This window comes from Pseudomonas sp. C7.1, from assembly GCF_056312395.1.
This window is the reverse complement of record NZ_JBWDTL010000003.1, coordinates 287,672-302,353: the sequence shown is the minus strand read 5'-3', so window position 1 is coordinate 302,353 and position 14,682 is coordinate 287,672. Positions and strand designations below refer to the sequence as shown.

Below are 14,682 nucleotides of genomic sequence, written 5' to 3'. Positions count from 1 at the left end.
GGATGCGCCCTCCTCTTTCACTTCCGCGCCAGGGCGGCATAATGCCGGCCTGTCGGGGAGGTTCCTATGTTGCGTTTATGTGCGCCGGATGAAGTGGCCGAAGGCCAGAGCCGGGGCTTTGAGATAGCGGGAGAGAAGCTGTTTGCCGTGCGCAAAGACGGCCAGCTGTATGCCTATCGCAACCGCTGCCCGCACCGTGGCATCCCGCTGGAATGGCTGCCCGACCAGTTTCTCGATGTCAGCGCCAGCCTGATCCAATGCGCCACCCATGGCGCGCTGTTTTTGATCGAGTCCGGCGAATGCGTCGCCGGTCCCTGCGCCGGGCAATCGCTGCAGATAATTGCCATTTGCGAAGATGATCAGAGCATCTGGGTCGATTTTGCCGAACTATTGGAATAAGCCTTTTTAAGATGGGTCGGGCCGCGTGGGTTGAGCACAGCGATACCCATCAATGAGCGTTATTTCAAGCGACAGCATGGGTATCGCAAGCTCAACCCATCCTACGAGCTGTCGCAAACCTGTAGGAGCACGCCATGCGTGCGAATCGCCGGCAACGCCGGCATTAGAGCCCTGCCGCCTGTAAGCGCTGCGCATGCTCAACAAACAGCTTTACCGGCTCGGCACCTTTGCCAACCAGGCCAAAGGTCTGATTGATGATATCGAAGTGGTCCAGCGGGTACTGATCACCGATCACCGTGCCCAGGTGCGAGCTATAGCGCCCGACCATGCCATCGCATTGCCCAGGCTCGCGCTGAAAGGTCTTGGCAAACATCCGGCAAGCGACATTCGGCCCATCGAAGCGGTTGCCACCTTTGTTAGTGATACCCGGCTGAAGGGTGCCGGACCAGGAGTAATAGCGCACGCCATTGACCTCGGCCGCCCCCTCACCACCCCAGACTTCGGGCAAGCCCTGTGGATATTGCAGATTGAAGGCCGCCACGCCGTCGCTGGTCAGTGATTGCTGCGCCGCAGCCACATCCATCGGTAGCGGCTCGCCTTTGTAACCGCGCTCCAGCCAGGCCATGCAGCGGGCCACACTACGTAACAAGGCACTCAAAATGCGCTCACGCAGGCTGCCGTGCGGGGCTTTGCGCTTGAGAAAATCTGCCAGCTCCGAACCATGGTTGGGCCCAGCCACCGAGGTAACCGAGGCCACCCACTCAGGTTTTAGCGCCGCCGCATAGCGCGCCGTCAGCGCGCCCTGGCTGTGGCCTATCAGGTGCACCTTTTCGGCACCGGTTTGCTGCAACACATCGGCGATGCGCAGCAGCAGTTGCTCGCCGCGCACCTCGGTGGAATGCACCGAAGACACCAGTACCGGGAAGACTTTTGCACCGATGCGGCGCAGCGCCGTGACGATGCCATACCAGTAGGGGTAACCGAGCAGGCTGATAAAGCCCAGTAAACCTGGCACCAGGACCAGGGGATAACGGGGTGCAGAAGATGTCGACATAGCAAACCATCCTTGTGTCATACCGCCGAGAAAGAAAGTGCAGAACCACAAAGCATGCCAAATACAGCTCGTGGGAAAAGTGGGCCGCCTGACATATAGTCCCGGCTTCTCTTTGCGCTGCCATGACCATGCATACCATCGAACGGATTTACCCGAAAGATCTCAACCCGCAAAACCTGGACGACCAGGCCAGCCTACAGATTCATATGCAGCGCTATGAATTTGCCGCCGAGCACTTAAGCGGCCAGCGCGTGCTGGATATGGCCTGCGGCTGCGGCTACGGCACGGCGCTACTGGCAGAACGCAACCCGCATATGCAGGTTACCGGGGTGGACATCGACCCGGCAGCCATCGCCTATGCCCGCGAGCATTACCAACTGGCCAACCTGCGTTATGAATGTGCCGATGCCGAACAATTCAGCGGCGACCAGGGTTTCGATTGCATCGTCAGCCTGGAAACCATCGAGCATCTGCCGCGCCCGCAACAACTGCTGGGCAACTATGCGCGTTTACTGGCTGAAGGCGGCAAAGTTATCGCCTCGGTGCCGATCACTCCGACCCTGGACGGCAACCCCCACCACCTGCATGACTTTAGTAAACGCAGCTTTTATGCACTGTTCCGCCAGCAGGGCCTATATGCGCGCCAGCACTTGGAGCAGATTCAGTGGTGGCAGTTCAAAGGTTTATTCTCGAAACAGGCCGATAAGCACAAACAGCACCGCAGCGAGGGGGTCGGCAATGCCGTGCTGCTGTACTACCGCAAACATCCTCTGTACCTGTTTAGCCGGCTGTACTCGATGCTGCGCTACGGCTTTAGCAACCGCTATCTGACGTGCGTGTTCACCCGCTGATCTTGTAGCCCGGATGCAATCCGGGGAGTGCTCGATGTCGCGCCGCAAATCCCCCGGATTGCATCCGGGCTACGGCGTGCTTTTATGCGCTGGCCGGCAGAGGGGCTGCGGGTGGCCGACGATAGATCCAGATTCGCTTAAGCACCGTGCTGAACTGCCGCCACAAACTGCCGTTGTTATAGACCTGGCCATAACGCTCGGCGATCTCGCGCACCTCCACGGCCAACGCCGCATAGCGCCGCGCCGGCAGATCGGGGAACAGGTGGTGCTCGATCTGGTGGCTAAGGTTGCCGGTGAGGATATGAAACAGCGGCCCACCGTTGAGGTTGCTGGAACCGCGCAGTTGACGCAGATACCAATGACCACGGCTCTCGCCGACTACCGACTCCTTGCTGAACACCGCCGCCTGCTCGGTAAAGTGACCGCAGAAGATCACCGTGAAGGTCCATAGATTGCGGATCAGGTTGGCCACGAGATTACCAGCCAGCACCGCTAGAGCATTGGCCCCGATCAACAGCGCCAGCAATGGGAAGAACAGGTAATCCTTAACCCATTGCCGCAGGATTTTGCCGTTGAACTGCTTGATCAGCGGGCGCACTTCGGCCTTGCTCAGCTTGCCCTTGTAGACCTTGTCCAGGCGCAGATGCTGGATGGCCACCGAGTACTGGAACAGCACCGCCTGAATCGTCACCCACAGCGGCTGCCAGCGGTAGAACGGCTTCCAGCGCTGCTCGGGAAACAGCCGCACCACGCCATAACCAATGTCATCGTCCATGCCCAGCACATTGGTCCAGGTGTGGTGCACATGGTTGTGGGTGTGCCGCCAGAAGTCACTGGGCCCGGCGATATCCCACTCATAGCTGCGCCCGGCAAATTCGGGGTCATTCATCCAGTCGTACTGGCCGTGCATCACGTTATGGCCCAGCTCCATATTCTCGAGAATCTTGCCCAGGCCCAACAGTAGCGTGCCAAGCAGCCAGGTCGGCGGAAACCAGCCGAGCATCAGCAGCCCACGTCCGCTCCAGCAACAAAAGCGCACCGCCGCGCGTATGCGGCGGATATAGCGTGCATCCACCTCACCCAGATCGGCCAGGGTGCGCTGGCGCAGGGCATCCAGCTCATTGCCGAAGGCGTTCATTTCATCTACGGACAGTTCGCGATCACCACGCATGGGGATTCCCTCGCACGTTAAAGGTCAATTTCTACGTCGCTATGGGGCGCGCTAACACACAAGCGGATCGGCTGCCCCGGCTCGCTGAAGAGCAGGCCGCTGCGCAGATCGCGCACCGTGCCGCTCAGCAAGGTGCAAGTGCAGCTGGCGCAGATGCCCTGGCGACAGCCGTGAGCCGGCTGCAGGCCCTGCGCCTCGGCCTGCTCCAACAAGCTGTGCTGGTTATTGGCAATGGCGTGTTGATGGCTGCGGGCAAACCCCAAACGTACCTGACGCAGGCTGACGTCGGCGCGCAGTACGGGCGCAGTAAAGGCCTCGACCTGTAGCGCACCCGGCAAGCTAGCGGCCTGCCACCACTGCTGTACCTGGGCGACAAACCCTGCCGGGCCGCAGGCCAGCACGCGGCGCTGGTCTAGCTGCGCAACTTCGGCCAGATGCTCATCAGTAAATCGTCCCGAAAAACCATCCGGCTCAGCATCGCCGGCGGTCAATGACCAGCGCACCTGCAGATTGTCGTGCTGCTCCTGCAGGGCCTGCAACTCGGCAGCAAAACCGCGCTGACCCTTTTCGCGCACATAATGCAGCAGCGTGATCGGCGCACTGAAGCCTTGACTCAGAGCAGCGCGCAGCATGCCCAACAACGGCGTGATGCCACTGCCCGCAGCCAGCAGCAGCACGCCCTGTGACGCCTCGGGCCAGCTCAGTTCGCCATATACCGGGCCCAGCTCCAGCACATCGCCCACCGCCAAATGCTCCAGCAGATAGGGCGATACGCGCCCACCCGCCTGATGCTTGATAGCGATCTGCAGGCGGCCATCCTTATGCACCGCCGTCAGGCTGTAACTGCGGCTCAGGCGCACGCCATCGCGTTCGAGATACAGCTGCAAATGCTGGCCCGGCTGCGCGCCGCGCCAGTTGCCGTTGCCGTTGGCGCGCAGAGTCAGTTCAAGCATGTCATCGGCCACCCACTGGCGTTGGGTCACCCGGGCAAATACCCGATTCAGCCGCAGCGCCGGGTGCAGCAGCGCCAGCCCGGCATCGACATCGCTTTCCCGCAACCAACCATGGACGACCAGCACGCGCAGCGGATAAAGCAGGCGTGCAAGCCCACGCACCCAGGCAAAAGGAAGAAGGACCATGACAAGACTCCAGTGTACGATTGTGCACTAGACTGGCAGAGCATGTTTATCCAGTCAACACTCGTGCACTCAAGTAACGCAGCGCAAGCGCGGTTCGACGTAAACAACGGCCATTTGTTAAAGTGCGGCGCTGATTACGCAATGCAGGGCCATGCACGCTTGAAACCACTACAACCGCGCGCCGAACAAAAACTGCAGACCCGCCACGCCCTGATGGACGCCGCGCGCAGCCTGATGGACAGCGGCCGTGGCTTTGGCAGCTTGAGCCTGCGCGAGGTGGCGCGCTGCGCCGGCATTGTGCCGACCGGCTTCTATCGGCACTTCGACGATATGGACGCCCTCGGCCTGGCTCTGATTGCCGAAGTCGGCGAGACATTCCGCGAAACCATTCGCCAGGTCCGCCATCACGAATTTGAAGTCGGCGGCGTGATCGACGCCTCGGTGCGCATCTTCCTCGACGCCGTGGCGGCCAACCGTTCGCAGTTTCTGTTTCTCGCCCGCGAGCAGTACGGCGGCTCGTTACTGGTGCGCCAAGCTGTCGGCGCATTGCGCGAACGCATTACCGCCGACCTGGTGGCGGATCTGGCGACCATGCCGAAACTGCAGCACTTCGATGCCCCGGCGCAGAACGTGATTGCAGACCTGGTGGTAAAAACCGTATTCGCCACCCTGCCCGAACTGATCGACCCACCTGCCCCGACCCTGCCGATGCACGCTTCCCCCGAGGTGAAGATGATCGAGCAACTGCGCTTTATCTTTATTGGTGCCAAACACTGGCAGGGTCTCGGCCAAACTCGCGACTAGCCGCACCAAAAGTGCGCATAAACCCAGCGCACGCACCAAAGCAAACCTCTTCACGCTTCAACTTCAGCCACACCACACCCACGCAGCCCGCTCTGCGTGGCACAACGGCAGTTTGGCAAGGCACTTGCTCTGTAACCGGCATTGCCCTGCCGGAAACTGCCCCATGTTGGTGATCCACCGCCGTATTGCCGCCCAGCCGCACTGGGACGCCGAACTTGAACTGAGCTTCGAGGCCCGCAGCAAAAGCCGCCTGCGCTGCTTCAGCCGTACGGGTGAGGATGTCGGCCTGTTTCTCGAACGCGGCCAACCGGCCCTGCACGACGGTGAGTGCCTGCACGCCGAAGACGGCCGTATCGTGCGCGTCGTCGCCCGCCCCGAGCCGCTGCTGCACGTCACCTGCGCCAATCCTTTCGAACTGATGCGCGCCGCCTATCACCTGGGTAACCGTCATGTAGCCCTGCAGCTCGGCGATGGCTGGCTGCGCCTGCCGGACGACTATGTGCTCAAGGCCATGCTCGAACAGCTTGGCGCGACGGTGCAGCTGATCCAAGCGCCCTACCAACCCGAGCAGGGCGCTTACGGCGGTGGCCATCACCACTCCCATGCCGGCGATGCCGAATTCAGTTACGCACCGCGTTTGCATCAATTCGGTGCGCGCAAGTGAATAAAGCTTGGCAGCTACTCCGGCTCGCTAGCCCGCAGCTGCCGATTGGCGGCTATAGCTACTCCCAAGGCCTGGAAATGGCCGTGGAACAGGGTCTTGTCGATAACGCAGAAAGCGCCGAACGCTGGATTGCCGATCAACTGCTGCTCAACTTGGCGCGCTTCGAGGCACCGCTACTGCTCGCCCATTGCCAGGCCGCCGCGAGCGAGGACTGGGCGCAGTTGCGCAGCCTGGCCGAGCAGCAACGCGCCAGCCGCGAAACCCGCGAGCTGCGCCTGGAAAGCCGGCAGATGGGTTACTCCCTGCAGCAACTGCTGAGCGGCTTGCCGGAGCTGGATCAGCCGGCGCAGCAGCTGTTTAGCGCACTGGACGAACCCGGCCTGGCCGTTGGCTGGGCTTTGGCAGCCCGCGCCTGGCTGATCGAGCCAGAGGATGCCCTGGCCGCCTGGCTCTGGGGCTGGCTGGAAAACCAGCTGGCGGTGCTGATGAAAACCCTGCCGCTGGGCCAGCAAGCCGCCCAACGTCTGACCTCGCAACTGCTGCCACTGCTCGATCAGGCGCAGCGTCAGGCCAGTGAACTGCAACCGCAACACTGGGGCAGCGCCGCCTTCGGTCTGGCCCTGGCGAGCATGGCGCACGAGCGCCAATACAGCCGTTTATTCAGGTCATAGAAAACCTGTAGGAGCGGGGCGACACCTAGTTCCATGCCCGCGATCAGCTTTCGCGGGCATGGCCCGCTCCTACATAAATCGATTCAGTCGCCCGCAGCAATGCCTCGGTCGACACTCAAGTGAAGATGGGAGTGAGATAACGCTATGAAAAGCCAACCCCTGCGTATCGGCATCGGTGGCCCGGTCGGCTCCGGCAAGACCGCCCTGACCCTGGCCCTGTGCCTGGCCCTGCGCGAGCGCTACAACCTGGCAGTGGTGACCAACGATATCTACACCCAGGAAGACGCGCAGTTTCTGGTGCGCAACGAGGCCCTGGCGCCGGAGCGGATTATCGGCGTGGAAACCGGCGGCTGCCCACACACGGCCATCCGCGAGGACGCTTCGATCAATCTGGAAGCAGTCGATCAGCTCAATCGGCGCTTTCCGGGCCTGGACCTGATCATCGTCGAGTCCGGCGGTGACAACCTCTCGGCCACCTTCAGCCCAGAGCTGTCAGACCTGACCATCTATGTGATCGACGTGTCAGCAGGCGACAAGCTGCCGCGCAAGGGCGGGCCGGGCATCTGCAAGTCCGACCTACTGGTGATCAACAAAATCGACCTAGCCCCCCTGGTCGGCGCGTCTCTGGAAGTGATGGAGCGCGACACCCTGAAGATGCGCGGCGACAAGCCCTTCGTGTTCAGCAACCAGAAGATCGGTCAGGGCCTGGATCAGATCATCGCCTTTATCGAACGACACGGCATGCTCACCGCGGCCTGAACCAACTCCTCCCCTCTCCCTCCGGGAGAGGGGCCGGGGGTGAGGGACGATCCATCCCCACCATTTATCAAAGGAGCATCACCCCATGAACCTGCGCAAATCCCTATTCGCCATCGCCCTATTCCTCAGCCCGGCCGTGGCCTTCGCCCACGCTGGCCACGACCACTCAGGCCTGCTGGCCGGCCTGGCGCACCCGGTGTTCGGCCTCGATCACCTCTTGGCCATGCTCGCCGTTGGCCTGTGGGCCGCGCAGCAATCCGGCGCGGCTCGCTGGGCGCTGCCGCTGACCTTTGTTGGCACCATGCTGATTGGCGGCGTGCTCGGCTTTAACGGCCTGCAGATTCCGCTGATGGAAACTGGCATCGCCGCCTCGGTATTGGCCTTCGGCCTGCTGGTCGCCGTGGCCATTCGCTTGCCGATGGTTATCTCCATCGCCCTAACCGCGTTGTTCGCCCTGACCCACGGCGTTGCCCACGGCCTGGAACTGCCGGCGCTGGCCAGCCCATGGGGCTATGCCGCAGGTTTCGTAGTTGCTACCGCCGCCCTGCACGCCAGCGGCTATGCCCTGGTACGCCTGTTGCCGCAGGCTGCGGCACCGCTAGTACGCGTACTCGGCGCTGCCTCGGCAGTAACCGGTGCCTGGTTGCTGGCAGGCTAAGTCGCTGACTCGGGTGGATGGCAAGCGTCCACCTCTGAGCGCAACACCCTGTAGATCCGGATGCAATCCTGGGCTGGTTTACCGAAGCCAGCTCTGCTCCCGGATTTCATCCGGGCTACGGGGTGTTCGTTGGTAGGGAGGACATGGCGCAGCCTTGTCCGCCACTGCTATCCGGAAGGTGGACAAGCCTTCGGCATGTCCACCCTACGAGGCTGTAGACCTTGCACATGCACATGCACATGCACATGCACATGCAAATAGGATCTACTAAAAAGTGCTTTTCACCTGGCGTAGATGGCCTCAGGACTGGCGCATTTTGCCTCTCGCTCAGTGACAGCGCCTTTGTCATAGTCGAGGCGTATCAACACCTCCCACCACTTGCCTGCCCCGGACTCTGACCATGCTGCGCGTTGCCCGCTTTCTCTCTGTTCCACTGTTGCTGCTGGCCATCGCTCTCGGCGTCCTGGCCCTGACCAGCAAGCCGGCCCAACCGTCGGCGGTGCTCAGCAGCTTTGCCGAGCAACCGCTGGTGATTGCCCACCGTGGAGGCAAGGGCCTGTGGCCGGAGAACAGCCTGTTTGCCTTCGAGCGCGCCAGCACCCTGGGCGTGGACATGCTGGAGATGGACCTGCAGCTGTCCAGTGATGGCGAGCTGGTGGTCATCCACGACCGCACCCTGGAACGCACCACCGATGGCGAAGGCCCGGTTTCCGCGCTTAGCCTTGCGCAGCTGCAAGCACTGGACGCCGGCTACCGCTGGAGCGCCGATGGCGACCAAAGCTACCCCTACCGTGGCCAGGGCGTGCGCATCCCGAACTTTGCCGAGGTGCTCGAACGATTCCCCAGTATCCCCAAAGTGATTGAGATCAAGGTACCGGATGTCGGCATGGAAGCCCTGCTGTGTGATGCCCTTGAGGCGCACCAGCAACGCGACCGGGTGATAGTCGGCAGCTTCTATGACCGCAGCCTGCAATTGTTCCGCGAACAATGCCCGGGCGTAGCCACATCCGCCGGCCCTGGCTCGGTACGCCTGCTGGTGGCGCTCAACTGGGTCGGCCTGGGCAGCCTGCTGTCGCCGTCCTACCAGGCGCTGCAAATTCCCGAAGCCCACGGTGACCTGCGCGTTGCCAGCCCAAGCCTGCTCAAAACCGCCACGCAACGCGGGCTGAGCGTGCAGCTATGGACCATCAACGAACAGCCGGACATGCGTCGCCTGCTCGACCAGGGCGCCCATGCGCTGATCACCGACTACCCGGACCGCGCCCTGCAGGTGTTAGGGCGCTCGACGCAAATTAGCGCCTTAGCAGACTGAACATCCCGCTTTGTATAAAAAACAACCTAAGGCGTTGAGACCACGCCCCCCGTGGCCTCAACGCAAGCGTGCGCAGCTTATCCACAGATCACTCCACAGCAATCTGGGATAAGTTATCCACCGCGCGCCGTGGCATTGCAGTAAACCCTTGAAATGACGTGATTATTGCTTGACTCGGAGCGCTGCAAATGACGTATTTCAAGGCAGCGGCACACTGTTCAAAAATCGATCAAATCGCGCAGAGCCACGCTTTACAAGCCTCCCAGCCAGGCATACCAGAGTTATCAACAGCTCTACCCACAGTAGCCGTGGACAACTTCAGCGCTACCCTATAACCCCCTGAATAACCAGGCTAAGCTGTTGTTTATACGATATATAACCGACTGATCAAAAAGCGCACAACGACCGTAAAGAGCCGTACGACTAAGCCTACAAGCGCCTACGCCCACCTTATCCACAGCTCGCTCCACAGTCTTTGTGCACAACTAATCGTGCAGCGTCGCAAGGGCTGTGCATAACCCCAGCACAGCGGCAGGCTATAAGCCCTATCGAAATAATCAACAGCCCAGTCGCCAGGCACTGGGGTAACGTCACTGTACTTACTCAGGAGATACGCCCATGCCTTGCAATGACCTGTTACGCAGCCTGCTTGCCGCTTATGCCAGTGGCGCCAGTGGGTCTTGCGGCAATAGCAGCGACTGAGCTGCCGAGCCGATTTTTAGTGGAATGCGACAAATCTAGGTTTGCCGCCTATGGCTGATGCGTGCTGACTCACGTATAAATCCGCGCACTATCGCTTACAGGCCTGTCTACAGCTCTGCAGGGCGATTCGTCCCACGAACCCTAGAAAGGAATCACCCGCATGGCCGGCGCTAGCCTGTTAACCCTGCTTGATGATATTGCCGCCGTCCTCGACGACGTGGCGTTAATGACCAAGGTCGCCGCCAAGAAAACCGCCGGCGTGCTCGGCGACGACCTGGCGCTGAATGCCCAGCAGGTCAGCGGCGTACGCGCCGAGCGGGAGCTGCCGGTGGTATGGGCGGTGGCCAAGGGCTCATTCAAGAACAAGCTGATTCTGGTGCCGGCCGCCCTGCTGATCAGCGCCTTCGCGCCCTGGGCGGTCACGCCGCTGCTGATGTTTGGCGGCGCCTTTCTCTGCTACGAGGGCTTCGAGAAGCTGGCGCACAAGTTCCTCCACAGCAAGCCCGAGGAGCAGGCGCAGCATAAAGAACTGCTGAACGCCGTGGCCGACCCTGAAGTGGACATGCTGGCGTTCGAGAAGGACAAGATCAAAGGCGCGATCCGCACCGACTTTATCCTCTCGGCGGAAATCATCGCCATCACCCTCGGCACCGTGGCCCTGGCCAGCTTCGGCAAGCAAGTCGCGGTACTTTCGGGTATTGCCATCATTATGACGGTAGGGGTTTATGGCCTAGTGGCGGGTATCGTCAAGCTGGACGATGCCGGCCTGTACCTTAACCAGCGCAGCGGCGAAGGCTTGGGCAGCCGCCTGCAACGCAGCATCGGTCGCGGCATCCTGTTCACCGCACCGTACATGATGAAAACCCTGTCGATTCTCGGCACCGCCGCCATGTTTATGGTCGGCGGCGGCATCCTCACCCACGGCGTACATGCCGCGCAGGTGTGGATCGATCAGTTAGCGCAGAGCGTGGCGGCCAGCAGCGGCCTGCTCGCGGCCTTGCTGCCAACCCTGCTAAATGCCATCGCCGGGATCATCGCCGGGGCCGTGGCTTTGCTGCTGGTTAGCCTGGCCACCCGCGCTTGGAAGGCTCTAAAAAACTAACCCGCCAGCGGCAGCACCGTCACCTGCACCTCGGGGTCGTGGCTGCCGCCGCCGAGAATCACTCCGCGCAGCGGTGAGACATCGGCAAAATCGCGGCCCCAGGCCAGGGTGATATGTTCCAGGGCCGGGCGGATATTGTTGGTTGGGTCAAAATCCACCCAGCCCTGCTGCGGGCAGAACACCGAGATCCAGGCGTGCGAGGCATCCGCACCGATCAACCGGGGCTGTCCGGGCGGTGGCTGGGTCAGCAGGTAGCCACTGATATAGCGCGCCGAAAGCCCCATGGAGCGCAGGCAGGCAAGCATCAGGTGGGCGAAGTCCTGACACACGCCGCGACGTTCCTCCAGCACCTGCAACAACGGTGTCGCCACCTGGGTGGCGGCGGCATCGAAGCTGAACTCCTGATAAATTTTCTGCATCAAGCCATCCACCGCTGCCAGTAACGGCCGGCCGGGGCTGAAGCAATCCGCCGCGTAGGCCGCGAACCTCTGCTTGAGGTGCACATAGGGCGATTCGAAGCGAAAGCGCGTGGCCTCCAGCACCCCGGGCAGCAGCGCCTGACCGCTGTAGCGCAGTGCCGTGCAGGCCTGCTCCCAGGGCGGCGAGGCGTGCAGATCCAGCTCTGGGCGCACCAGCACCTCGACCTGCAGACGGGCGCTGACCTTGAGTTCGTCATGTGGGCGCTCGAATACCAGACGGGTCAGCGGGTTGCCGAACACATCCAAGGCATCCTGGCGCCTGCAGGGCTGCGGACTGACCAGCAACTGCTGCTGGTGTTTGCGCTGCCAGGAACACGCGCGCGGCCACAGATGGGCCAGCTGCTGGGCCAGGGACACCGGGCTGGCGTAGCGGTAATGGGTGTCGTGGAGAATCTGGTAGCAGGCGCTACTCATGAGGATTGCGTCCGCTGGCTGGCATCGACATGCACAAAGAAGCGCAAGCCTAAGCGATCAGAAATTTCCGCACTGGCCTGGCTGATTTTTTCCAGCAAGCCTGCCAGGCCGCCCAGCACCTCTTGCACACTGGTCGAGCCGAACAAGGGGTTCTCCAGGCTGCCGAGGCCAAAGCGCGCCAGTCGCCCTTCCAGGTGTTTCAGCCGACGCTCACTGGGCAATTCGAAGTGCTCGCCCAGACGTGACAACGAGCGCAGCAGGGTGCGCACCTGAAACAGCACGGCGTGCGGGTTCTGCTCGTCCAGCAGCAGCAAGTCGAGCACCGGAATCAGCTGCGCCGAGGCCAGGTAACGGGTGCGGTAGGTGATGCTGCTGTTGCCCAGCTCCAGCAGCCACTCCAGCGCCGACTGATCATTTGTGGCGTCGCTACGCAGGAAGTTCGCCAGGCTGTCGCAGAGGAACTGTAGGCGCTCGATGCAGCGGCCGATCATCAGAAAACGCCAACCATCATCACGGGTCATATCATCCAGGGCAAAGCCCGACAGCGCCGCCAGCGACAGCAGCAGACGGTCGAGAAAATCCAGCAATTCGCCGAAATCGGCCTGCTCGGCATCCAGGCCTTGAGCCTCGCGTTGCAGCTCCAGCAGGGCCTGCCAGTTGGCTTGGGACAGCTTGCCGCGCACGCTGCCCGCCACCCACTGCAAGCGCTGCAGGTTGCCGCGCAGGCTGTCCGGCCAATCCTCGCCAAGCAGCGCTTCGAGCAGGCGTGCGTGCAGCTCGCCACTCTCCGCATCAGCCAACAGGCCCAGGCTTTCGGCCAGGCCCAGGGCCGTTTGCAGGGCCTGGGGGTCATCATCGTCATCCACGTAGCGCGCCAGCATGATGCGTAGCAACCGCGCATGGTCTTCGCAGCGTTCGCTGTAGCGGCCAAACCAGTAGAGGTTTTCCACCACCCGCGAAGGCAGATAGGGGTCACTGCGCACCAGATCGGCCACACCCAGCGGACGCAACCATTGCCAGGGCTCACCACCGACATGCCGCTCACCAAGTACCCAGGTGTCCTTGCTGGCGCCACCACGCTGCATCGACACCACTTCGGCATCGGCTTCGGCAGCTACCCGGGTCAGGCCGCCGGGCATAACCCGATAGCCCTCGGCGCTGGCCACGGCAAACACCCGCATGCCGATGGCGCGTGGTGCCAGTTGGCCTTCCTCGGGCTGCCAGACCGGCGCCTGCGACAGCTTGGCCCGTGCCTGAGCCACATAGGCGTAAGGCCGCGCCTTGAGGCGTTCGGCCAGCTCTGCGCGCTGCGCCTCGTCCAGATCACGGCCAAACACCGGGGCAAAACTCTGCGAGGGGAAGCTAGCGCGCACCAGCAGCTCATCCAGCTGCTCCAGGGCTTTGTCCAGCACCGGCGGCTCGCCGCACCACCAACTGGCGATGCTTGGCAGCAGCAATTCTTCGCCCAACAGTTTTTCCGCAATAGCTGGGAGAAAGCCCGGCAGGCCTGGGGATTCCAGCACGCCACTGCCCAAGGCATTGGCCACCAGCACATTGCCCTGGCGCACCGCTTCGAGCAGGCCAGGCACGCCAAGGGCCGAGTCGGTGCGCAGCTCCAGCGGGTCGCAGAAATCATCATCCAGACGGCGCAACACCGCATGCACACGGCGCAGGCCGGCGAGGGTCTTGAGGTAGACCTTGGCATCGCGCACGGTCAGGTCGCTGCCTTCCACCAGCGGGTAGCCGAGCTGACGCGCCAGATAAAGGTGCTCGAAATAGCTCTCGTTAAAGCGACCAGGCGTCAGCAGCACCACCAGCGGCGTTTCCCCGTCAGCCGGGGCCTGACGCGCCAAAGTGTCCTGCAGCGTACGGAAGAAGCCGGTCAGGTATCGCACACGCAGATCGCGGTACAGCTCGGGAAATGCGCGGGAGACAATCTGCCGGTTTTCCAGGGCATAACCGGCGCCAGACGGGGCCTGGGTGCGGTCGGCGGTGACCCACCATCGGCCATCCGGGGCGCGGGCCAGGTCCACCGCATACAGATGCAGGTAGGTGCCGCCGGGCGGTTGCACGCCCTGGCAGGGCCATAAGTAGTTGGTGTGGCCAAACACCAGCTCGGCCGGCAACAGCCCGTCGGCCAACAGTTGTTGCGGGCCATACAGGTCGGCCAGCACGGCATTGAGCAGACCTGCGCGCTGGGCCACACCAGCAGCGATCTGCTGCCACTCTTCGGCCGGAATCAGGTTGGGCAGCAGGTCCAGTTCCCATGGCCGGTCGGCGCCATCGGGGTCGGCGTAAACGTTGTAAGTCACGCCGTTTTCCTGAATTTGCCGCGCCAGCAGCGCCTGGCGCTGGGCCAGTTGCGCCGGACTGCTGCGTTGCAAACGCTCGAGCAACAGACGCCAGTGCGGACGCACCTGTCCCTCGGCGTCGAGCAGTTCGTGGTAAGCCCCGCAGGTCAGGGGATAGTCGGCAAGCAGGTCGGGCATGGCAGGCTCGGCAG

Annotated in this window: 14 protein-coding genes; 9 read left to right on the top strand and 5 right to left on the bottom strand. The window is 62.3% G+C overall.

The window, feature by feature from the left end; translation table 11 throughout:
- Positions 1 to 66: 66 nt before the first annotated feature.
- Entirely contained in the window at positions 67 to 399 is a 333-nt protein-coding gene (locus tag AC0T4W_RS04695) for a Rieske (2Fe-2S) protein (protein ID WP_476316793.1), read from the top strand.
- Between the two features lie 163 nt (positions 400 to 562).
- Here the strand turns inward: AC0T4W_RS04695 and AC0T4W_RS04690 are convergent, their stop codons facing one another.
- Positions 563 to 1,453 carry an esterase/lipase family protein gene (locus tag AC0T4W_RS04690; protein ID WP_476316790.1) on the bottom strand — a complete coding sequence of 297 codons (891 nt, stop codon included), beginning with the start codon at positions 1,451 to 1,453 and terminating at the stop codon, positions 563 to 565.
- Positions 1,454 to 1,575: 122 nt separating this feature from the next.
- Between AC0T4W_RS04690 and AC0T4W_RS04685 the strand changes: the two genes are divergently transcribed.
- On the top strand, positions 1,576 to 2,304 hold the full coding sequence (locus AC0T4W_RS04685) for a class I SAM-dependent methyltransferase (protein WP_476316787.1): 729 nt from the start codon (positions 1,576 to 1,578) through the stop codon (positions 2,302 to 2,304).
- Between the two features lie 82 nt (positions 2,305 to 2,386).
- On the opposite strand, the gene AC0T4W_RS04680 is transcribed toward AC0T4W_RS04685, so the two are convergent.
- Both AC0T4W_RS04680 and AC0T4W_RS04675 read right to left on the bottom strand, forming a co-directional pair.
- Positions 2,387 to 3,475: a fatty acid desaturase family protein gene (locus AC0T4W_RS04680; protein WP_476316784.1), complete on the bottom strand. Its 1,089-nt coding sequence runs from the start codon at positions 3,473 to 3,475 to the stop codon at positions 2,387 to 2,389.
- Between the two features lie 17 nt (positions 3,476 to 3,492).
- Positions 3,493 to 4,614 carry a ferredoxin reductase gene (locus AC0T4W_RS04675; RefSeq protein ID WP_476316781.1) on the bottom strand — a complete coding sequence of 374 codons (1,122 nt, stop codon included), beginning with the start codon at positions 4,612 to 4,614 and terminating at the stop codon, positions 3,493 to 3,495.
- A 213-nt stretch (positions 4,615 to 4,827) separates the two neighbouring features.
- Between AC0T4W_RS04675 and AC0T4W_RS04670 the strand changes: the two genes are divergently transcribed.
- From AC0T4W_RS04670 to AC0T4W_RS04640, 7 genes are all read left to right on the top strand, one after another.
- On the top strand, positions 4,828 to 5,418 hold the full coding sequence (locus AC0T4W_RS04670) for a TetR family transcriptional regulator (RefSeq protein WP_476323459.1): 591 nt from the start codon (positions 4,828 to 4,830) through the stop codon (positions 5,416 to 5,418).
- 163 nt (positions 5,419 to 5,581) lie between these two features.
- A complete protein-coding gene (ureE, locus tag AC0T4W_RS04665; protein ID WP_476316778.1) occupies positions 5,582 to 6,082 on the top strand; it encodes an urease accessory protein UreE in 501 nt (166 codons plus the stop codon).
- Positions 6,079 to 6,753 carry an urease accessory protein UreF gene (locus AC0T4W_RS04660; protein ID WP_476316775.1) on the top strand — a complete coding sequence of 225 codons (675 nt, stop codon included), beginning with the start codon at positions 6,079 to 6,081 and terminating at the stop codon, positions 6,751 to 6,753. The genes ureE and AC0T4W_RS04660 overlap by 4 nt, the downstream gene beginning before the upstream one ends.
- Before the next feature lie 144 nt (positions 6,754 to 6,897).
- Positions 6,898 to 7,512, top strand: coding sequence for an urease accessory protein UreG (gene ureG / locus AC0T4W_RS04655; protein ID WP_476316772.1), 615 nt, complete (start codon positions 6,898 to 6,900; stop codon positions 7,510 to 7,512).
- An 85-nt stretch (positions 7,513 to 7,597) separates the two neighbouring features.
- Entirely contained in the window at positions 7,598 to 8,170 is a 573-nt protein-coding gene (locus AC0T4W_RS04650; protein ID WP_476316769.1) for a HupE/UreJ family protein, read from the top strand.
- A gap of 400 nt (positions 8,171 to 8,570) precedes the next feature.
- Positions 8,571 to 9,482, top strand: coding sequence for a glycerophosphodiester phosphodiesterase family protein (locus tag AC0T4W_RS04645; RefSeq protein ID WP_476316767.1), 912 nt, complete (start codon positions 8,571 to 8,573; stop codon positions 9,480 to 9,482).
- Between the two features lie 862 nt (positions 9,483 to 10,344).
- A complete protein-coding gene (locus tag AC0T4W_RS04640) occupies positions 10,345 to 11,286 on the top strand; it encodes a DUF808 domain-containing protein (RefSeq protein ID WP_476316764.1) in 942 nt (313 codons plus the stop codon).
- Here the strand turns inward: AC0T4W_RS04640 and AC0T4W_RS04635 are convergent.
- Together AC0T4W_RS04635 and AC0T4W_RS04630 are read right to left on the bottom strand one after the other, a co-directional pair.
- Positions 11,283 to 12,179, bottom strand: coding sequence for a transglutaminase family protein (locus AC0T4W_RS04635; RefSeq protein ID WP_476316762.1), 897 nt, complete (start codon positions 12,177 to 12,179; stop codon positions 11,283 to 11,285). The two genes, AC0T4W_RS04640 and AC0T4W_RS04635, sit on opposite strands and share 4 nt — an antisense overlap.
- Positions 12,176 to 14,668 (bottom strand): circularly permuted type 2 ATP-grasp protein, encoded by a 2,493-nt coding sequence (locus AC0T4W_RS04630; protein WP_476316759.1) that lies wholly within the window; start codon positions 14,666 to 14,668, stop codon positions 12,176 to 12,178. The genes AC0T4W_RS04635 and AC0T4W_RS04630 overlap by 4 nt, the downstream gene beginning before the upstream one ends.
- Between the last annotated feature and the right edge of the window lie 14 nt (positions 14,669 to 14,682).